Origin of the sequence: Archaeoglobus sp. (genome assembly GCF_017656475.1) — an archaeon.
Lineage (GTDB): Archaea > Halobacteriota > Archaeoglobi > Archaeoglobales > Archaeoglobaceae > Archaeoglobus.
This window is the reverse complement of sequence record NZ_JACDNT010000016.1, coordinates 21923-42483: the sequence shown is the minus strand read 5'-3', so window position 1 is coordinate 42483 and position 20561 is coordinate 21923. Positions and strand designations below refer to the sequence as shown.

Sequence of the window (20561 nt, the reverse complement as noted above, 5' to 3'; positions counted from 1 at the left end):
CCATGCAGCTGGTCTGTTATTTTTGGTATAAATAGTTTTGCTCAAAACCATAATCACTCTACAAGATCAACACAGTTTCCATTCATAACCTCATTAACCCACTCGTAAAGCCTGTATCCGTCAATTTTCTCGTAGTAAAAGCGGTCTTTCTGTAGAGGGTAAAGAAGACCACCAGTGATGGCTGTGTGCTGGTAATCGTTAGACATGAACCTGCAGAATCTCTCATTGTCCTCTCTAATCTCACCAGTGACCTTCAAAAGTCTCGCCTTGAACTGCCATGGATAATACGCGTCAAATATGCTTCCTATTATCAAATCCTTCTGGTCTTCAAATAAGCCGTAATGACAGTCCTCACACTTATCCAACAGGTACTCAATGACGTAGGTTGGATCCCTACCCTCAAAGTAGGACTGAGCATCTTGAGGGATGTTCTGCATAGCGCCCCACCGCTCCAGTATTTTGTCAAGCTGAAACTTGCTGTCTTTATCCGGCTCAATCCCGGGTCCAGCATCGTTGATCACGGTTACTGACTTTCCGAAAATCTTCCATGCCGTGTATCCGTGCAAAAGCGTGGCGTAACCACCAGCACTCGAACCGGTAACAACAACCCTGTCAAACTCCCCACTCTCTTTTATCCACTTCATTGCAACGACTGCGTTAACGTAGCCGACGTGGTAAATCGTCTTGGTCTTACCGTGGTAGAAATACTTCACCACACTGTTTCCCATGTGCAAATCTCCTGTGTTGTAAGGAACAAAGACTATTGTCCAGTCTCTGAAGGGGTTTTCTGGCCTCCTGACGTCAAAGATTCCGCCTCTGTAGTACGCCGAAAGGAAGCAGAACTTTGACTCCAAGGCCACAACACTACCTATCCCAAGAAGGGGCTTACAATTGTCGAAGTCTGTGCATAGCATTGGTTTGCAGGTTTTGTAGTCAGCACACGCCCCTCCTCCCTCAAAGAAGATGAGCAGGTTGTTTGAAGAGCCTTTTCTCACCATTATGAAAGTTTTCTCCCCCATCCCATTAACGCATGGTTCTGGGAGCGGAACCTTCACCCAATCGATCCCATCATCCGGATCGTCAACGGGTAATTCACTGAAAGATGGCATACTGCTAATGTCCACAGAAAAGGGGTCCGCATACCTTTCCTCCACAACCTCATAGCTGCCCAGTGCCAGAGATGGTGCAACACTCAGGACTAACATCAATACTGCCAAAGCGAACCGCATGTAGAATGTTAGTATATTTTTATATAAAATTTTTGTTTAAAATAACAATCGTTATCATCATCAAAAATCCTTGGAAAACCAGAAAGATTTAAAATTAGGTTTGGCAATTTTTAAACATGGCAGTGGTGTATCCGTCGAAGGAGTGGCTCGATGAGCTTTTGAGAGTTGTCAACAGCGATGAGGAGTATAAGAGGGTTGCGGCAAACTGGGAAGGGGATTATCTGGTAATTTCCGAAATCGATGAGACTGCTTTGAAGGACTTTCAGAACCCGAAAATACTAAGAGGGTTCCTTTCCTTGGTTTACGCGATACCGAAAGAGAGAAGAGAGAAGTTCAAGGGCACACCCTCAGAGGTTTTTCTGCAGAAACTCGGTTTGTCGGTCGACGAGGATGTGGACATTGACTCGCTGAACTACGATGAGTTAACCAAGAAGGTTGCAGAGATTAAGCTCGATGAGGTTAAAGGGGCAGCAATGTACATCTGGCTGGACTTCTGGCATGGGGAAATGAGGCATGCAGAGCCAGTGGCGCCGGGAGAGAAGGAGGATGCAAGGTTCAAGCTCAGTGGGCCTTATGCGGCTTTCAAGGAGATGATCTTCAAGAAAATTGACCCGACTACGATGATCATGCAGGGGAAGCTCAAGCTTCAGGGAGACCTCGCATATATGATGAGAAACATAGCAACAGTAAGAAAGTACAACGAGTTGCAGAACTCTATTGAAATCGACACAGATCCCTAATTTTCCCAATTTTTTTGAATAGAACAAAATATAAAGCCGTTAAGTCACTTGGTTACGTGGAAGAGAAAGTAGGAATTGAGTGCTACATAACCTCAACTCCCGGAATGGGGGGAGAAATAAAGGCTGATGCGAGTGATTTTTACGTTGAAGAGGTAGCTGAGCTTAATTTAAGCGATGATGGGGATTTTCTGATAATCAGAGTTGAAAAGAAGAACTGGGACACTCTCAACTTCGTCAGGGTGCTTTCCAACGCTCTCGGCATAAGTCAGAGGAGGATAAGCTTTGCCGGGACGAAGGACAAAAGAGCTCTTACGGTTCAGTACTTCTCAATCTACGGAGTTAAGAGAGAAGAAATTGAGAAGGTCAATTTGAAAGATGCGAAAATTGAAGTGGTTGGATACGCGAGGAGGGCTATTCAACTCGGAGATTTGTTCGGAAACATTTTCAGAATAAAAGTCCAAAACTGCAGAGACAGCGAGATATTCCGGGAAACGAAAAGCGAGCTGATTGAGAAAGGCACTCCGAACTTTTTTGGTCTCCAGCGGTTTGGATCGATTAGATTCATTACGCACGAGGTTGGAAAGCTTATTCTTCAGAACAACTACAAGGAGGCGTTCTGGGTTTACGTTGCAAAGCCCTTTGAGGGCGAGAATGAGGAGGTCAGGAAAATAAGGGAAATACTGTGGAATACGAGAGATGCAAAGCTCGGCCTGAGAGAACTGCCGAAATACTTGAGGTATGAGAGGAATCTTCTCCAGAAGCTGAGGGAAGGGAAGAGCGAGGAGGAGGCTTTACTTTCACTTCCAAAAAACCTGAAAATGATGTTTATTCATGCATATCAATCCTACACCTTCAACAGGCTTCTTTCTGAGAGGATTAGGCAGTTCGGAGAGCTCAAAACTGTGGAGAAAGGAGACTTCGCCTGCTACCTGACCTTCAAAACACGCCCGACCTTCTCAGACTGCAGCGAGATTGACGTGAATGAGGCGAGGGTGAGATACCTGATAAGGGAGAGGGTCGCATCCCTGGCGTTGCCGCTGGTGGGTTATGGCACAGAGTTAAAGGGGTGGAGCAGAATAGCCCTCGACTTCCTCAGTGAAGATAACCTCGATTTGAGCAGCTTTAAGACAAAATACAAGGAGTTTTCATCCAGCGGGTCATACAGACCGGCGGATATGTTAATCGAGCATACAAACGTAAATTTTGATGGGGATGCGTTCAGCTTTTACTTGCCAAGAGGTTGCTACGCAACGGTTTTCCTGAGAGAGTTTCTCAAGAAAGAGCTTTCTTGACCGGCTCTACCAAGCTTTCCATCATCTCTCCAGCCTTAATCCTCAGGCTGTAATCGGCGATAGCAGTTAGCGGTGTCTCGTCGGGGTTTATTTCGATGATGACACCACCATTTCTCTTGACTATCAGCGGTAGTGACGCTGCCGGCTGAACCACCGCTGAGGTTCCGGCGACAATTATCACGTCAGCTTTCTCTACTTCCCTCATCGCCCTCTCAAGCACATCAGGGGGGAGCATCTCACCGAACCACACAACTCCGGGTCGCAGAAGAGAGCCACATTTATCGCAAGTTGGCAGGGGAGGGACTTTCGGAGGTTCCTGAACCTCAAAGGAGTTCTCACAGGATGTGCACTTCACAACCCTCAAACTGCCATGCAGATGGATGACGTTTCTGCTTCCAGCCCTCTCGTGCAGGTCATCAACGTTTTGAGTGATTAGGCATTTCAGGATTCCCATTCTCTCAAGTTCTGCAAAAGCGTAGTGAGCTTTGTTCGGCTCAACACCGAAGACTTTCTCCATCCTCCATGCATACCACCTCCAGACCTTCTCAGGGTCTTTGGCAAATGCCTGCGGGTTAGCAAGTTCTTCAGGGCTGTATTTGTTCCACAAGCCATCTTTTCCCCGAAAGGTTGGTATCCCGCTCTCAGCCGACACTCCAGCACCTGTTAGAGCGACGAGGTGCTTTGACTCAATCAACATCTTAACAAGTTTTTCCTCCATGAAGAAATGTCGCAAAATATTCATAAATCTTTATTGAATCCGTGTTTTTGTGAAGGCGGCGTATGTCCTGATAGCCGTAGTAGCAATTGCGCTCATTGCCATTTCTACGTTCAGCCAGAGCGATTCGCTTGAAGGATGGTACAGCTACGAGGAGGGGAAAAAGCTTTCAGAAGAGCAGGACAAAAAGATGTTCGTGTTCATAGGCACGCCCGAATGTCCGGTATGCAAGAAGTTTAAGGAGTTCTTCAGGGAAAACGAATCTGCAATGGAATTCATAAGGGAGAACTACATTCCCGTTTACGTGGATGCAACGAGAGAAAAACCTCCGGTTGTAGTCTTCCAAGTTCCCGTTTTCTGCACGGGCTTCGATGATAACCTCTCCTGCTTCTCTACAGCTTTTCCTGAAGAGCTCATGCAGGTGCTTGAGAAGTAACAGATTACATTTATATACAAACACCACGAACTTCGTACACTGGTTTTGATGAGGTGGTAGAATGAGGTTCAAGACGGTTGATCTTCCGTATCACGTGTATATTGGAGAGGATGTGATTCAAAAGCTCCCCAAGGTTCTTAGAAGCTTAGATGCAAATTACTTCCTTCTACTGACTGATGAGATTGTGAAGAACCTCGTAGTTGTTGGTCTAAAAGAAATGCTGTCTGAGTTCGAATACGACCTGATGCTCGTCGAATCAGCAAGGATGGAGGAGGCCAGGAGGATAGTCTTAAGGGGTGGTTTTGCAGATTACGATGCCGTTGTGGGTGTTGGAGGCGGGAAGGTGCTTGACGTTTCAAAGGTCGTTGCGTCAGAACTCAACGCAACTCTGATCAGCATACCCACAACAGCCTCCCATGACGGCATCGCTTCTCCTGTTGCAAGCTTTAAGGAGAACGGTAAGCCCCTATCGATATCCACAAATCCCCCTTCAGCTGTTGTGGCTGACCTCAACATAATAAAGAACTGTCCTATAAGGTTGCTAAGGTCTGGCTATGGAGACTTGGTTTCCAATGTCTCATCTGTGAAGGACTGGCAGCTTGCGAGAGATCTCGTGGGAGAGGACTACAACGAGGTTGCTGCATCCCTGGCTGTCATGCCAGCTGAGCTAATGGTGACCAAGGCAGATGAGCTTGACCTAACACTCCCCCCCCATCTCCAGATGCTGCTGAGAGGACTGATAATGAGCGGTGTCGCCATAGCCTTCGTCGGCTCAAGCAGACCGGCAAGTGGAGCGGAGCACAAGTTCAGCCATGCCCTCGACTACCTCGGTTACGGCAATGGCACTCACGGAGAGCAGGTTGCCCTCGGAACGATAATCATGGAGTACCTGCACGAAAAGCACTATGGCAGGGGAGACTGGGAGCAGGTGAAGACTTCCCTTGAGAAAGTTCATGCTCCGACAACTGCAAAGGAAATAGGCCTGACGAGAGAGCAGGTGGTGGAGGCACTTTTGCTGGCAATGAAGCTGAGAAAGAAGAGGTTTACAATTCTTGAAGCTGTTAAACCAACAAAGGAGGAATTTGAGCTTGTTCTGGAGAAAACAGGCGTAGCTTAAAGCTCAAGCGGCGCTTCACCAGAACACAGGACGTACAGTATATCTCCTTTTTCAAGCTTCGTGTCTGCTTCAGGCAGTATCACTTCTCCTCTCCTCACGACAGCAACAACTATACAACCCGTCTTTCTCCTTAAATCAAGCTCTCTCAGAGTTTTTCCGTCCATGTGATCATCAGCAACAACCTTTTCAAGGTTTAGGGACTTTGCCCCGCTTATAACTGTCTCAACAAACTCCGCGGCAGCTTTTTCTGATAGCAGTGAAACAATCTTCCTTGCCGCATCCCTGTAGGGTGAAAGAAGGATGTCCACACCCACCCTTCTCACCTTCTTCTCCGCATCCGGACTTCTGAGGATTGCAACAGTCTTTACGTTCGGATTTAACTCCTTGGCTGTTAAAATGGCAAAAGCGTTGTTAGCATCACTCATGCAGCAAATTATCGCCTTGGCTTTTCCTATTCCCGCTTTTTCGAGGGTCAGCTCATCGGTTGCATCACCGTGAACGGCAACATACCCGTCTTCTCTGGCTGCTGAGACCTTGCTCATGTCTGCGTCAACAACAACCACCTTATCCTTGGGAAGCTCCTTAATTATCTCCTTCCCCATAATCCCGTAACCACACAGTATGAAGTGGTTTTCCATCTTTTCAACCATTTTCTCCCACCTTCTATCAATCCTGCCCTCTATTATCAGCCCCATAAAGATGTTTACCGCATACAGAAACGTCCCTACACCAACAAACATGAGAAGCATCGAGATTGCTCTCCCTCCCGTCCCCATCGGCCTGACTTCGCCATATCCGGTTGTAGTTATTGTTATAACGGTCATGTAAAGGCTATCGAACCAGTCCCAGCCCTCAACGAAGTGATAACCTGCCGTCCCCGCCAGGATAACGAGCAAAAGAAAAGCTGCAATCTTTAAAAAAGGAATAGATGCTGAGTTCATCTCAGCTTATTTCACCCTTGAAGAGGACTCCAAGGTTTTCGAGAACTTCCTTTGCCTTCTCCTTATTATTAACCCGGAAGATTATCAGAGCCTTGTGCTTTTCGCTCGTGAATGCATAAACATAGTCGATGTTTACACCTGCATCCCCAAGTGCTCTCGCAATTCTGTGCAATGCTCCCGGCTTGTCCTCAACCTCAACAGCCAGCACATCTGTCAGTCTTACGGTAAACCCGGCTTCCTTCAAAGCTTTGTACGCCTCATCAGTTTTGTCAACAACCATTCTGATTATTCCAAAGTCCCCGGCATCTGCGATTGTGAACGCCCTTATGTTTATGTCGTGCTTCGTAAGAACTTCTGTTACCGCAGCAAGCCTCCCGGGCTTGTTTTCAACAAACACAGAAATCTGCTTTATCATGTTACCACCTTATATCTTTCTTTTATCTATTACTCTTTTAGCCTTTCCCTCGAACCTCTGCAACGTTCCTGGATTGACGACCTCAACCTTTGCCCACACATTGAGCACACTCTTCAACTTCTCAGCAATCTTTCTCTCCAGTCTCAGGATGTCACCAGTCGTGTCTATCTCCGCTTTCTCGCTAAGCTCAACCTGCACCGTAAGCTCGTCCAGACCATCTTCCCTGCGATCCACAATTATCATGTAGTGCTCTCCCACTTCAGGAATCTGCATCAGCACATGCTCGATCTGGCTTGGGAAGACGTTAACTCCTCTTATGATCAGCATGTCGTCAGCTCTTCCAAGAATGCGCATTATTCTCGGATGTGACCTTCCACAGCCACACTTGTCATTCTCCATGTAGGTAATGTCTCCAGTTCTCCACCTTATTAGCGGTAAGGCCTCTTTTGTGAGGGTCGTGACCACAAGCTCTCCCTTCTCTCCCTCTCCAACCTGCTCTCCAGTCTTGGGGTCGATTATCTCTATTAAGAACATGTCGGCCCAGACATGGATTCCACTCCTTTCAGTGCACTCAGTGAACAGTGGCCCGCTGAGCTCAGAGGTGCCGTAAACGTCGTAGGCCGTTATTCCAGTCTTTTCCTCAATCCTTTTCCTCGTCTCCTCACTCCATGGCTCAGCTCCAAAAATCCCAGCTCTGAGGTTCGTGTCTTCAGCTATATCCACTCCCATCTGCGACGCGTATTCGGCAAGGTAGATCATGTATGAAGGTGTGCAGGCTATAACGGTGCTGCCCAAATCTTTCATAAGCTCGATCTGCCTTGCCGTGTTACCTGCTGAGATTGGTAAAACTGTGGCACCGAGTCTTTCGGCAGCGTAGTGAAAACCCAATCCTCCTGTGAAAAGGCCGTAACCGTAAGCGATCTGCATGATGTCGTCATTGCTAACACCACAGCTCACCAAAGCCCTGCAGAGGCTCTCCACCCAGTTTCTTATGTCGTTTGCAGTGTAGCCAACTACTGTAGGTTTGCCTGTTGTCCCGCTCGACGCGTGGAATCTCACAACCTGGGAGAGGGGGACGCAGAACATACCAAACGGATAGGTGTCCCTTAAATCCTGCTTTTTCGTGAAGGGGATTTTTGGCAAATCGTTAATGCTTCTGATATCCGAGGGATGTAGACCTGCCTCCTTGAACCTCTTTCTGTAGAAGGGCGAATAGTCGTAAACTGTGTTTACCAGCGCTCTGAGTCTTCTCTCCTGAATTTCTTCAAGCTCCTTCGCTGACAGTCTTTCAATTGCTGGATTCCAGTACATTTATCACCACCGGTTTAAAGATGAGGGATGGAGAATAAAAATTTTAACCTATTTTTTGAACTCAAGATACCTTACATTTTCTGGGTCAAGTTTCTGAATTATCTTCATCTCCTCATCACTTGGAGGTTGTGTTGTTGCGTAACCGTCAATTATCGGTTCAAATGACATCTCGGAAAGCACATCATCAATGCTGAAGCCGGGATGCACGCTTATAAGTCTCAAACCACTCTCCTCGGCCTCGAAAACAGCCATGTTCGAGACGACTACGACTTTCTTGTCTTTGCCCTTCTCATAACCAATCCCTGTCTTGAAGTCAAGTTTTTCGACAAAAGTCCTTTTTGAGTGGTTAGTTGTCCACAGTATCAATTTCTTGACGATTGGTGAGAGATACGCTGCCGCAGCCCCTCCTGGCAATTTCACCTTTGGCTTATCGTAACTGCCAATACACGTCAGGTTTATGTTGGCATGTTTGTCTATCTGCGCCCCACCGAGGAACATTCCGTCCACTTTTCCCTTTGCAGCAAGATCAAACGCTTCTGCGAGCTCGCCAATGCCGATACATCCAGCAGCATGTCTTGGGTCTGCTGAAGAAGGGTAGAGTTTGAACTTTTCAGGGTCTGGATCTATACCCTCTGCAACAGCAAGGTACACCATATTGGGGGCATGAGTCAGTTTGGCGAGAAACATTGCGAGAGCTGGCATTGGTGATGCGAGACCGTGAAGGAACACCTCCCCATCTTTTATCTGCGATGCCATGACCTTTATCATAACGTCTGCGGGGTGCATTTCTACCACCTCCTTATGAATTCGTCAATATACTCTTTTACCTTTCCCTCTCTGCACATTTTGAGGTATCTCAGCACCTCTTCGTAGTCTGGTGGGTAGTAGTTGGGACATGCTGTTGGATACGCACCTTTCGGAACATGAACAACTGCTGTGGTGTAGCAGTAAGGGATCGTGTTCTTCTCTGGATTCTCTTTGAAGTAATCCGTTGGAACTATCTCCTCAGCCGTGATTATGAGTTTCTTCGCAGCCTTCGCCTTGTAAACATCTTCAAATCTGCTTCCCTCCAAACTGGCATTGCCACATCTATCAGCCTTCTGAACGTGGATAACCGCTACATCTGGAACTATGGCTTTAACAGCCACAATTTCCCCGCCTCCAAATGGGTCGTTGATAATTTTCCAGTTTCCAAGTTTTTCGTGCAGCTCAACGAGATCTGTTCCAATTATGCCTTTGACGGGCAGAAATGGAAGACCCATTGCACCAGCCCTCAAGCCATTCACAACTGCCCCACATGTTTCTTCGATGAACTGGATTTCGCCCTCTTGGACAGCCCTTCTAACGTTTGGAGCTAAGCCAAAAAGTTCAAATCCGACCATCGCAGCTCTTGCACACTTAACGCATCCTGCAGCTATGAGGATATCAAAATCCATTCCGGGTTCCCTGTCAACAATGGTGAAATCCTTCTTTCCAGACTGAATCAGCTTGGCTATAAATGCCATGGGTTTTCTGACCATCGATACCCCGCTGAAGGTTAGAGTGTCGCCGCTTCCCACTAAATCTACTGCAGCGTCGAGGTCAACAAGTTTATCTTTCATAATCTAATAGCTACATTATTTTTTTAAAATGTATCGAAAACAAGTTCTACCGTTTTACGACTAACTGTAAGCCAAATATAAAAATAATAAAAAATTTTAGTAGGTCCAGTCAATTACCTGGACGTACGGAACCTTCTCGAAGGTCCACTCGTTCTTCTCTGCGTCGTACTTGCTGCAGACGAAGCACTTCCACTCGTCATCGTTGAGGTCTGGATAGTCGGTTCTGTAGTAGTAGCCAGGCCATCTGGTCTCCTTTCTGAACAGCATGTGTCTAACGTGAGCTTCAGCGGTCCAGACTCTATGTACAAGCTCCCATGCTCTCATCAGCTCGTGCAGATCTCTTGCTGCAAGCTTCTCAAGGTCCTCCTTAAGGAAGGCAAGCAGCTCGAGTGCCCTCTCAAGCATCTTCTCGTTGGTCTTGTAGATTGTCGCAATACCTGCAGCATACTCATCCATGATCTTCTGCAGCCTCACAAGACCCTGCCACGGCAGGATGTACTCTGGGTTAACATCATCAGCGGTTGAGAGGTTCTTGTACTGCTCGTACCTCTCCATCGGAGCGTAGGCCTTCTTCTTCAGCTCCTCAACAACAGCATCATCAACCTCTGGGTTGGGCTTCTGTTCGAGGATGTACCTCACTGCAGCCTTGGCAGCGATTCTGCCCTCAGTGAACGAACCGCTGGAGAACTTGTGCGGGTTGGCTCCGGCACAGTCACCGATTGCAAACAGTCCCTTGACCGTCGTCATTCTGTTGTACTTCAGTGGGAAGAGCTTGGCGTACTCTTCTGGCATCAGGTCTTCTGGACCGCAGACCCAGAATCCAGCCTCACCGCTGTGTGAACCCATGATGTACGGCTCTGCTGGCATTGCCTCACTTGGAACCTCCTGTGGGTCGATGTTCTGGCACGCCCAGAGCAGTGCCTGGCTTACTGTCATGTCGAGGAAGTCCTCGAAGGCCTCCTCGTAGACGTGCTTCAGTTTCTTCTTGTCACCACCTGCAAGCTCGGCAAGTGCAGTTGGGGTGTCCATGTAGATCGGGCACTTGCAGTCCATTATCTCAAGCATGACCTGGTGGTTTCTCAGTGGCGTTGGTGTTGGAGTGGCAGTTCCATATGGCTCATACTTCTTCAGCTCATCAGCTCTGGTTTCGATGTAGAGTTCTCCAAAAGCGTTCTTCGCCTTGCACTTGAAGAACAGGAACCATGCTCCTACTGGCCCGTAACCGTCCTTGAACCTGAACGGGATGAAGCGGTGCTCGAACTGGGTGAGCATCGCTCCAGCCTTCATTCCCATGTAGTAACCGCTGCCAGTGTCGAAGATGGCATACCACGTTCTTCCAGCAGCCTCTCCAGTGCTTCTTGGTCTGAACAGCAGTGTTGCACCACCGGTAGCAAGAATGACGGCCTTGGCCTTGAACACGTAGAACTTGGGTTCTCTTACGCTAAAGCCAACAGCTCCAGCAACCGCATTGGGATCATTCTTGTCCTTGAGTAGCTCGAAGACCATAACTCTCTCATATACGTTCTCTTCGCCAACAGCCATCTTCGCAGCTTCGGCAATGATTGGCTTGTAGCTCTCACCGTGGATCATTATCTGCCACTGCCCTTCTCTAACATACTTGCCCTCGGGGGTCTTCCAGATTGGCAGCCCCCACTTCTCAAAGAGGTGGACAGCACCATCAACATGCCTTGCGTAGTCTGCAACGAGGTCTTCTCTTGCAAGGCCCATCATGTCGAGGGTTACGTATCTCACATAGTCTTCAAGGGTATTCTGCCTCTCAGACCTGCCGGTCAGATCAATGTATGTGTTTATGGCCGAGAGACCCTGAGCAACAGCACCGCTTCTCTCGATAGCGGCCTTCTCGACGAGTGTAACCTTAAGTCCACCAAGCTTTGCCCAGTAGGCAGCCTCGTAAGCTGCGCCACAGCCAGAGAAACCGCCTCCAATAATCAGGACGTCCGTCTCGACTACCTCTGTCGGCACATCGGCAGCCTTATACGTTTCAACCTTCTTCGGAACATATACCATTTTTACCACCTCACCTTTAAGCCTTCTTCTTTACCTGCGGGAATTCGCTCAGCCCGATAATATCTGGCTCGCCAGCCAGAAGTTCGCTCTTCAGGGCATCCTCAGTTGGTTCGGGGAATCCCTCAAATGGCTGAATTGAACCCCATGGGGTCGTTCTTATTGCGAACTTGAATCTCAGCACCTTCCCGTTTCTGTACTTGACTGTCCACATAATCGAATCCGTACCTCTCATTGGCACACATGCACCGCCAAGCGGGGAGTAGTCCACGTAACCCCTGACATCAACGGCACCCTGCGGGCACATCTTAACACAGCTGTAGCACTCCCAGCACATGTCTGGCTCTCTGTTGTAGGCCTTCATTGTCTCTTTATCCAACGTCATCAAGTCGTTGGGGCAGATGTACTCACACGCCGTTCTCTCCAAAGCCTTACATCCATCACACTTTTCCGGGTTCACAAACGATGGCATTCAACTCACCTCCAACTTTTTCCATACCATTTTAAAAAATTTAATTTTACTCTATGTCTGGTGGAGGGATATACTCATCCTCCTTCTTTGCAGCCTCCACCAGCTCATCCAGCCTTTCAAGGACCTTATCAATGACATCCAGAGACTTCGCCTTAGCAATTTCTTCAAACAATGCTCTTCTGAACGCTACCGGGACATCCTCAATGTAACCTCTTGAGTCAATTCTCGCTTTCTCAAAAGCTTTGAGAATCTTCTCAGACTTATCCTCTGGAACCTCCACGACCAAGGACTTCAGCTGTCCGCCAAAGAGGTAAGTGATTTTCTCCTCAAGTGGTGTGCCCTTGATCTTCTCGTATCTCGCATCATCCAAATATACGGCTATGTAGTGCGGCATCTCCATCACCTCACGCCTTAGGTACCTCCATCGCCGGGAGATCAATCTCAAGCTCCTTGTTTTTCATGTCCAAGTACCTTCTGTTAACGAACGGGTAGTTGTACACTTTCCACCACTTTACAATCTGCTTGTAGACTTCAGGTCTCATGACGACTCTCGGCGGCATTATACCCTCAGCCACCATTCCTCTCAGGAAGCTTCCACTGAACTTCTGCTTTGCATCGGTGTGTCCGCAGTTCTCGCTGTAGGCAATCTCCTGGCAGACCGGACAGTACCAGAACTCAGCCATATTCTGCGGGATGATTTTCAGGCCATAGTCCACCTCATTCGGTGGGGCTTCGAAGCCGAAGCTCGGAATGCCCTCGCTCCAGAGAATCTGTGTTGCGTACATGTCGTAGTACTCACCAACAGCTGCGTGGTCTCTTCCAAACATGTGGTGCGTACATCCCATATTCTGCCTGATAACTCCATGTAGCAGCGACTCGATTGGGTTGCCATATCTCATGTCCCAGAGCGTGAAGGTAACCATGTGCCTCTCAGGCTTGATGTAACCGTACTTGTTGACAGCCTCATGACCTTCAAGTATTGCCTCATCCGGATAGTCTCCTCTCCTCTTGGCTCCAATTATTGCGTTGACAAGAATTCCGTGGCATGGCTCAATATCGCCAGTGTATGCAGCACATTTCATCAGCATCTCATGTCCCACGTGGGGAACATTTCTCGTCTGGTGGGCAATGACTGTTCTCCACTTCTTCTCGTTCTTTATGACTTCTCTGCACTTTGACGGTGGGAACCAGAACCTGTCAAAGGGCTCCTTGAATTTCGGCTCATTCACGATCGTGTACTTTCCAGCAAGAATTACGGGTTTGTGCATCTTGTAAATCACATATCCAGGGTGCTTGTCGTTGAAGGGTTCTCTAACAACCTCGGGGTTCTTTTCAGGCGTTCCAAATGTGCGGGTTGCCACATCCTCAGGATCAATCTTGTAAACCTCTTCAATGTCGAGTGTCGCAAAGGGCTGACCTTTCAGCATGAGAAGCAGTCTGTCCCCCTCTTTGACGTCAAGAGCTTTGTAGTCCTCTTCACTGATGTCAAAAAGAATCGGATACGGGAAAATCCACTCGCTCAGCAATCTTCTCTCATTAAGAACTCTCTCCAGCTCATTCTGCACCATTGAGCCCTCAACGGGGCTGAAAAAGCCGTAACAGACGGACATTATTTCTCTGTAAACGTGGCGAATTGGCGTTCCATCCGGCAGCGTTGTGGGCTTCAGTTCATAAGTTGGGCATCCAGCAATCATTTTTTCAGCAATGTCTCTCTTTTTAACAACACTCTCTACAAGTTTTCCGCCGTGTGGTGGCGGTGTCTTAATCAAAGGCATCTATTCCACCTCCTAACCTATGATGTATTTTTTTTCACGACCTTATATAAAGGTTTCGAAAAATATTTTAATGATTAAAGGTTTTCGAATTTTCAAATTTGTTCAAAACCGTGAAGCTTTCAAACCCTTCGAAAACTAACGCCGAAAGGGTTCTAAAATTTTCTCGTTCATGATTTCGAAATTTTCGAATAACTTTCAATTAAACAGTACCCCCTCACACCATCCCAGAACTTTTTCATGCCGTCGATTTTTATCCTGAACCTGTAAAGAGGAGTGTCAAGGACGAGAGTCTCAAATTCTCCCCCCTCTCCAGCTAAATGCACTCCGTATTTCTTATTTAGCTTTTTAAGGTCTTCAATGCAGTTTTCATCAATCCTCCTGCCGAGAAAACTCTCGTCAAGCCCCATTGCTGAAACACTGACAATTACCGCTTCAAATTTCTCAGCAACCTCGCGCATTAGCCGTTCAGGGTCCATCTTCCACAGTGGTGCAATTAGCTCCATCCCAGCCTCTCTGCAAACCCTTTCAAACCTCTTCTTCTGATAATTTGACTCTATTCCCCCAATGCAAAGAGCCTCTGCATCAATTTCTCCAACCTGCTCAGCAAGCTCATCCACCTCCTTTTCTTCCTCACCAGAAACGTAGAGCTTTTTCAAGGGCAAACCAATTGACTCTGCTACAACATCAAGCATGTGGAGGTTTACGGAATGAAACATGTAAGAATCGGCATTCCTGGGAAATACACCGACCAGAGATACAAGTTCATGCTTCTCTGCCACCTTGTGCAGTGCGAGAATGGAGTCTTTTCCACCTGAAATGAGTGCGGCAACTTTCATATTCTAAAGAACTCTATTCTCCTTCCCCGGTTACTCTTAATCGCATTCTCGTAAACGACTTTCGCCACAGCCACATCCTGAATTGCCAATCCTGTTGAATCGAAAATCGTTATCTCCTCCTCACTCTCCCTTCCAGCCTTCAGACCGGCTATAACCTCTCCAATGGTTGCGTGAATGTCCTCAATCCCTATAACGCCCTCAGATATTGCAACGTTAATCTCACCACCATGTTTTGCCTGCTCCAAATCGTCAACAACAATTTTTGCCCTCTTCAGGATTTCAAGGTCGAGTTCCTGCTTTCCTGCGGCATCCGCTCCAATTGCGTTTATATGCGTCCCCTTCTCAACCCACTCAGCCCTAACAACAGGTTTTCTCGATGGAGTGGTTGTGACGAGGACGTCGCACTTACACACTTCTTCGATTAACTTTGCAGAGGCGGCAATTCCCTTCTCTTTGCAATGGTTTACGAACCTTCTGGCAGCTTCTTTTCTTACATCATACGCCTTAACTTCCTCGATGTTAAAAACTCTCCTCAGAGCTTCAAGCTGAAAGTACGCCTGAGTTCCGCAGCCAACGAACCCAAAAACCCTGCTGTCCTTCCTCGCCAGGTACTTTGCAGCTATTCCACCTGCCGCGCCGGTCCTTAAAGAGGTCGTGTAGGTTGCGTCCATTACTGCAAGAGGGAATCCCGTTTCGGGGCTGTTTAGAATCATGAGCGCCATAACCGTCGGCAAACCCCTCTCAGGGTTGTACGGGTGTGAGTTCACCCACTTTATCCCCGCATATCCCATTAAATGTGCTGGCATTGCCCTCAAATCGCCGTTCTCGAACTCAAGATACACCTTTGGAGGCATATCAGCCCTTCCGAGTGTATAAAGTCTGAACGCTTCCTCGACAGCATTCATCGCCTCATCCATAGATATCAGAGATTCAACCTCTTCCTGGGTTAAAATCAGAGTTTCCATGATATTCATCTTATTGAAATGTATTAAAGTTAGTGTCAAATTTTCTTGATATTTTGTAAGAAAATTTTTCAATGCAGAAATATTCCTTCAGTTGATGCTTTGGAAAAGCAGGCAAAACTGTTTTATCTTTCATATCTACCATTACTGATGAAGCTCAATCGTACTGCCGAAACTGTGCTCAGAAAGAGGTATCTTCTCAAAGATGATGAGGGTAACGTAATTGAGACGCCTGAAGAAATGTGCTGGAGAGTTGCAAGGGCAATTGCCAAAGCTGAAGAGAATTACGGAAACGATGTTGAAAAGTGGGCTGAGGAGTTCTTCAAACTTTTGTGGGAGCAGAAGTTCATGCCCAACTCACCAACGTTGATGAATGCCGGAACTGAGCTGAATCAACTTTCTGCCTGTTTTGTAATTCCCGTTGAGGACTCCATTGACGGCATCTTTAAGGCTTTATGGGACACGGCAAAGGTTCAGAAGAGCGGCGGTGGGACGGGGTTCAGCTTCTCTAGGCTGAGACCGAAAGGAGACATAGTAAAATCAACGATGGGTGTGGCAAGTGGGCCAGTGAGCTTCATGAAGATATTCGACGCTGCCACGGAGCAAATAAAGCAGGGAGGAAGGAGAAGAGGGGCAAACATGGGAGTTCTGAATGTCCATCACCCTGATATCGAGGAGTTCATAACGGCAAAGTGGGAGGAGGGTGTGCTGAGGAACTTCAACATCAGCGTCGCAGCTACAGATGCCTTTATGGAGGCTTTGAAGAAGGATGAGGATTATGAACTTATCAATCCCAGAACGGGGGAAGTTGTGAGGAAAGTTCCTGCCAAGAAGATATTTAACCTCATCGTTGAGGGTGCGTGGAGAAACGGAGAGCCGGGGATGATTTTCATCGACACAATCAACCGCTACAACCCCACTCCTCACGTGGGGATGATTGAAGCTACAAACCCATGCGGTGAACAACCTTTACTGCCATACGAATCCTGCAACCTCGGCAGCATAAACCTTGCAAAATTCGTTAAAGATGGTGAAATCGACTGGGAGGGTCTTAGAGAGGTTGTCTGGACTGCTGTAAGATTTCTTGATGATGTTATTGACGTTAACAGCTATCCCATCCCCGAAATTGAGGAAATGACGAAAGCAAATCGGAAAATTGGGCTGGGCGTGATGGGCTGGGCAGACACTCTTTTCCTGCTCAACATACCCTACGACAGCGAAGAGGCAATTCAGCTTGCTGAGAAAGTGATGAAGTTCATACAGGAGGAGAGCCACAAGGCTTCACAGCAACTTGCTGAGGAGAGAGGAGTTTTTCCGAACTGGAAGGGGAGCGTGTGGGAAAAGAAAGGGATGAAGATGAGAAACGCAACAACCACAACTATTGCCCCTACTGGGACGATAAGCATCATAGCGGGATGTTCGAGCGGGATTGAACCAATTTTTGCTCTCGCATACAAAAGAACGAACATTCTCGATGGAGAGGAGTTTTTCGAGATAAACGAGATATTTGAGGATGTTTTAAGGAAGATAGGGCTTTACAGCGACGAGCTTATTGAGAAGGTTGCTGAGAGAGGAAGCATTCAGGATATAGAGGAGATTCCCGAAGATATAAGGAGAGTTTTCAAATGCGCTCTCGACATCCCGCCAGAGTGGCACGTCAAAATGCAGGCAGCCTTCCAGAAGTACACAGACAACGCAGTTAGCAAAACCATTAATATGCCGAACTCTGCGTCAAGAAAAGACGTGGAGAAGGCATTTTTGCTGGCTTACGAGCTTGGATGCAAGGGGATTACTGTTTACAGAGACGGAAGCAGAGAAGAGCAGGTTTTGAGGATAAAGAAGGCTGAAGAGGAGAAGAAAGAGAGAGAAGCGAAGCCGAGACCACCGGCAAAGTACATCGAGCCAAGGCCAAGGCCCAGAATAACAACGGGCAGAACGATTGAAACGAGGACTGGTTGTGGATCCCTTTACGTTACCATCAATGAAGATGAATATGGAATTGCAGAGGTTTTCGTCCAGCTCGGAAAGAGCGGAGGCTGTGCCGCTTCCCAGACAGAAGCTATGGGCAGACTTCTGTCCGTCGCACTGAGGAGCTGGATTGATCCAGAAGTGCTGATAAGGCAGCTCAAGAACATCCGCTGTCCCTCGCCGGGCTTCGACAACGGAGAGGTCATCACGTCATGTGCGGATGGTGTGGCGAAGGTTCTCGAAAAGCACCTCAAGGGAGAGTACAAGAAGATAAAGTTCGAGGTTGAAGGAATCAAACCGCTGACAGCATTCACCGGAGAAAAAGAAGAAGAGGAGTCGAGGACGAAGCAGATTGGCGGTGTTTGCCCTGAATGCGGTAACGTCCTAGAGTATGGGGAGGGCTGTGCAACCTGCAGGTTCTGCGGGTTTACGAGGTGTGGTTGAATAACTTTTTATTTAGTTTTTGATTTTTTACTCATAATTATTGTTGTTTTTTATTGTTGTTTTTCTCATCATTATTGTTGTTATAATTTAGCGTAATCTATAAATATCATTAAAAACAAAATTTACGGCACATTGAATACTTCGGGTGTTCAGAATGAAAAGGTCTAAAGTTGAAATCGTTGCAGAAATTCTTCAAATTTGCTCCGGAAACGGAGTAAACATCACGAAAATCGTTTACAAAGCAAATTTGAACTCTAAAGTCGCCCAGGATTACGTTAATTGCCTCTTAAGAGAAGGTTTTATCGAATCCGTTCTCGACGGAAAAAGAACAAAATACAGAACCACCGGTAAAGGAAGAGAGTTCATAAAGAAATTCAGAGAAATAGAGGAAGATCTCGAGGCACTAAAAAGTGCGGAAAATCCCATTTTTTGATTTTTGATTCAAATAGAAACTAAAATATGAAATAAAGTTTCTGATAAATTATTCTTAATGTAAATTCATAATTATACTTCAAAATGCATATTAAAGCTAAAAGAAGAGTAATTTTATGAACTTTCCAGAACTAATGGATGAAATCCTTCTAATCTTGAGTGAGAAAGAAATGACTGAAAGAGAGTTGGCCAAAATTCTAAGGGTGGAGCGAAAAATTCTGAAAAAAGTGCTTGAGTTCCTGAAAGAGATGGATTTCATTGAAAGCGATAATCTGAGGCTCAGACTGAGTGAAAGCGGTAGGAAGCTGGTTGAACTTGACGTGTACTAATAATACATAAGAAACTTATGTACCTTTTTTCCCAATTTTCAATCGGAACAAGCAATACATATTTTTAATTTGTAATTATATTTCAATAAGCATATTAAAAATGGCTGACAACTACTTTTCGAGGTGATTGGAAGTGAAAAATGTTTGGTATAGCCTCCTTGTTGTGGGGCTTATTGGAATTGGACTGGGTGCGGGAACCATTGCGTACTTCAGCGACACCGAGATGGCTCCAGGAACCTTCACGGCTGGCAGCCTCGACCTGAAAGTGGATTTGAATAGCACATACTGGAAGTGGGATGGAAATGTCTATTACCACAACTTTAGTGAGAAGGATTTAGGAGAGAGTGACTACTTCTGGCAGCTTGATGACGTTAAACCTGGCGATTCTGGAGAGATGACAGTTAGCCTGCATCTCTACGACAACCCTGGATACCTGTGGTTCATGGTCGATGTCAAAGAAGATGATGACAACGGAATAACAGAACCTGAAAGTGAAGCTGGAGACAGCACCGACGGAGTTGGAGAGGGAGAACTTGATGACTACATATACGTAATGATCTGGAGAGATGATGACTGTGACAATAAGCTGGACGTTTATGAAGATGAATGTGAGTGCCCAATTTGCGATGGCAACGGAAATGGGATTGAAAGCGAACAAATCTTGTGGGAAGGATACCTCAACGAGATTTCAGACCAGAGCTTCAACCTGAGCGAACACTTGCCGGATGGATACATGGAACCCTGCGAAACTTACTGCTTTGGAATATATTGGAGCTGGGATTCAACTGCTACTGACAACATGGCCCAGTCAGACAGCTGGGGGGCAGACCTGAAGTTCGCTGTTACGCAGCTTAACGATAACAGCAACCCGTTCGCAGGGTAATACAAATACACACTCCCTATTTTTTGGTGGTGGAAATGAGAAAAGCGATACTGAGCATTCTTTCCATTGGCTTCATGATGGCAGTGATTGCCACGGGCACCCTGACTTACTTCTACGACGTTGAGGTTAGTGATAATAACACAATAACGGCTGGAACAATTGACATCTCAGTTGACGGAGAGAACCCCTGGACCACATCGGTAGTTGTTACAGACGATGCAAAACCGAGCTTGAACTTCTGCGTTTACAAGCTCGTGTGTAATAACGGAACTAATCCGGCTGTTGTTTATACGAAAATAGAAAACATCACAGAATCGAACAACGTTGAAACAGAACCTGAGCTTGAAGCTGACCCATCTGGGCTTGTAAACGACCTCTCAAACGTGACGTGGTTCGATCTCGCATACAACGAGGGAGAGGGATGGAATGTCCTCATTTGGGAAGGAGTACTGACCGTGAGGGATGTTGAAGGAATTTGGCATGAACTAACAACGCTTGAGCCCAATCAATGTGTGAACGTGGCGTTCAGCTTCCACATGAAGAGCGATGCTGGAAACGAGTATCAGGGAGACCAGATGCAGTTTGACATTGTGTTCAAGGCCTTCCAGGTAAATGACAATGGTGTCCCTTACTGAGGT

Annotated in this window: 22 protein-coding genes; 9 read left to right on the top strand and 13 right to left on the bottom strand. The window is 46.9% G+C overall.

The features are described 5' to 3' along the window. Positions 1 to 53: 53 nt before the first annotated feature. Positions 54 to 1229: a pectin acetylesterase-family hydrolase gene (locus H0Z19_RS06435; protein ID WP_290724975.1), complete on the bottom strand. Its 1176-nt coding sequence runs from the start codon at positions 1227 to 1229 to the stop codon at positions 54 to 56. 116 nt (positions 1230 to 1345) lie between these two features. Here H0Z19_RS06435 and H0Z19_RS06430 point away from each other — a divergent pair, with 116 nt between their 5' ends. Together H0Z19_RS06430 and truD are read left to right on the top strand one after the other, a co-directional pair. After that, a complete protein-coding gene (locus H0Z19_RS06430; RefSeq protein ID WP_290724973.1) occupies positions 1346 to 1969 on the top strand; it encodes an SCP2 sterol-binding domain-containing protein in 624 nt (207 codons plus the stop codon). 56 nt (positions 1970 to 2025) lie between these two features. Further along, the gene (truD, locus tag H0Z19_RS06425) at positions 2026 to 3261 is read left to right on the top strand and encodes a tRNA pseudouridine(13) synthase TruD (RefSeq protein WP_290724971.1); all 1236 of its coding nucleotides are present in this window, start codon (positions 2026 to 2028) and stop codon (positions 3259 to 3261) included. Here truD and cobB read toward each other — a convergent pair. Next, complete coding sequence (cobB, locus tag H0Z19_RS06420; protein ID WP_290724969.1) at positions 3242 to 3979, bottom strand: NAD-dependent protein deacetylase; 738 nt, start codon at positions 3977 to 3979, stop codon at positions 3242 to 3244. The two genes, truD and cobB, sit on opposite strands and share 20 nt — an antisense overlap. Positions 3980 to 4028: 49 nt before the next feature. Here cobB and H0Z19_RS06415 point away from each other — a divergent pair, with 49 nt between their 5' ends. Both H0Z19_RS06415 and egsA read left to right on the top strand, forming a co-directional pair. Then, positions 4029 to 4412, top strand: coding sequence for a thioredoxin family protein (locus tag H0Z19_RS06415; RefSeq protein ID WP_290724967.1), 384 nt, complete (start codon positions 4029 to 4031; stop codon positions 4410 to 4412). Between the two features lie 61 nt (positions 4413 to 4473). Then, entirely contained in the window at positions 4474 to 5529 is a 1056-nt protein-coding gene (egsA, locus tag H0Z19_RS06410; protein ID WP_290724965.1) for a sn-glycerol-1-phosphate dehydrogenase, read from the top strand. Here egsA and H0Z19_RS06405 read toward each other — a convergent pair. From H0Z19_RS06405 to ala, 11 genes are all read right to left on the bottom strand, one after another. Beyond that, positions 5526 to 6470 carry a potassium channel protein gene (locus H0Z19_RS06405; protein ID WP_290724963.1) on the bottom strand — a complete coding sequence of 315 codons (945 nt, stop codon included), beginning with the start codon at positions 6468 to 6470 and terminating at the stop codon, positions 5526 to 5528. The genes egsA and H0Z19_RS06405 overlap by 4 nt on opposite strands. 1 nt (position 6471) lies before the next feature. Next, positions 6472 to 6885: an ACT domain-containing protein gene (locus tag H0Z19_RS06400; protein ID WP_290724961.1), complete on the bottom strand. Its 414-nt coding sequence runs from the start codon at positions 6883 to 6885 to the stop codon at positions 6472 to 6474. 9 nt (positions 6886 to 6894) lie between these two features. Then, entirely contained in the window at positions 6895 to 8196 is a 1302-nt protein-coding gene (locus H0Z19_RS06395) for a phenylacetate--CoA ligase family protein (RefSeq protein ID WP_290724959.1), read from the bottom strand. A 48-nt stretch (positions 8197 to 8244) separates the two neighbouring features. Further along, positions 8245 to 8982 carry a CoA-transferase gene (locus H0Z19_RS06390; protein ID WP_290724957.1) on the bottom strand — a complete coding sequence of 246 codons (738 nt, stop codon included), beginning with the start codon at positions 8980 to 8982 and terminating at the stop codon, positions 8245 to 8247. A gap of 2 nt (positions 8983 to 8984) precedes the next feature. Continuing rightward, positions 8985 to 9797: a CoA-transferase gene (locus tag H0Z19_RS06385; RefSeq protein WP_290724955.1), complete on the bottom strand. Its 813-nt coding sequence runs from the start codon at positions 9795 to 9797 to the stop codon at positions 8985 to 8987. A gap of 96 nt (positions 9798 to 9893) precedes the next feature. Then, positions 9894 to 11825, bottom strand: a complete 1932-nt coding sequence (gene aprA, locus H0Z19_RS06380) for an adenylyl-sulfate reductase subunit alpha (RefSeq protein WP_290724953.1) — start codon at positions 11823 to 11825, stop codon at positions 9894 to 9896. Positions 11826 to 11841: 16 nt separating this feature from the next. Beyond that, positions 11842 to 12294, bottom strand: a complete 453-nt coding sequence (aprB, locus tag H0Z19_RS06375) for an adenylyl-sulfate reductase subunit beta (protein WP_290724951.1) — start codon at positions 12292 to 12294, stop codon at positions 11842 to 11844. Positions 12295 to 12340: 46 nt separating this feature from the next. Next, entirely contained in the window at positions 12341 to 12688 is a 348-nt protein-coding gene (locus H0Z19_RS06370; protein ID WP_290724949.1) for a hypothetical protein, read from the bottom strand. Positions 12689 to 12698: 10 nt separating this feature from the next. Next, positions 12699 to 14069: a sulfate adenylyltransferase gene (gene sat / locus H0Z19_RS06365; RefSeq protein WP_290724947.1), complete on the bottom strand. Its 1371-nt coding sequence runs from the start codon at positions 14067 to 14069 to the stop codon at positions 12699 to 12701. A 167-nt stretch (positions 14070 to 14236) separates the two neighbouring features. Then, the gene (locus tag H0Z19_RS06360) at positions 14237 to 14905 is read right to left on the bottom strand and encodes a TIGR00289 family protein (protein ID WP_290724944.1); all 669 of its coding nucleotides are present in this window, start codon (positions 14903 to 14905) and stop codon (positions 14237 to 14239) included. Next, entirely contained in the window at positions 14902 to 15870 is a 969-nt protein-coding gene (gene ala, locus H0Z19_RS06355; RefSeq protein ID WP_290724943.1) for an alanine dehydrogenase, read from the bottom strand. Before ala ends, H0Z19_RS06360 begins: the two co-directional genes overlap by 4 nt. A 147-nt stretch (positions 15871 to 16017) precedes the next feature. On the opposite strand from ala, the gene H0Z19_RS06350 reads away from it, so the two are divergent. The 5 genes from H0Z19_RS06350 to H0Z19_RS06330 all read left to right on the top strand — a co-directional run bounded on the left by H0Z19_RS06350 (position 16018) and on the right by H0Z19_RS06330 (position 20558). Continuing rightward, positions 16018 to 18279, top strand: a complete 2262-nt coding sequence (locus H0Z19_RS06350; RefSeq protein ID WP_290724941.1) for a vitamin B12-dependent ribonucleotide reductase — start codon at positions 16018 to 16020, stop codon at positions 18277 to 18279. Between the two features lie 154 nt (positions 18280 to 18433). Then, positions 18434 to 18712: a winged helix-turn-helix domain-containing protein gene (locus H0Z19_RS06345; protein WP_290724939.1), complete on the top strand. Its 279-nt coding sequence runs from the start codon at positions 18434 to 18436 to the stop codon at positions 18710 to 18712. A 115-nt stretch (positions 18713 to 18827) separates the two neighbouring features. Further along, positions 18828 to 19040, top strand: coding sequence for an ArsR family transcriptional regulator (locus tag H0Z19_RS06340; RefSeq protein WP_290724937.1), 213 nt, complete (start codon positions 18828 to 18830; stop codon positions 19038 to 19040). A 133-nt stretch (positions 19041 to 19173) separates the two neighbouring features. After that, complete coding sequence (locus H0Z19_RS06335; protein WP_290724935.1) at positions 19174 to 19923, top strand: TasA family protein; 750 nt, start codon at positions 19174 to 19176, stop codon at positions 19921 to 19923. 35 nt (positions 19924 to 19958) lie between these two features. Next, positions 19959 to 20558 (top strand): SipW-dependent-type signal peptide-containing protein, encoded by a 600-nt coding sequence (locus H0Z19_RS06330; RefSeq protein ID WP_290724933.1) that lies wholly within the window; start codon positions 19959 to 19961, stop codon positions 20556 to 20558. The last annotated feature ends 3 nt before the right edge of the window (positions 20559 to 20561 follow it).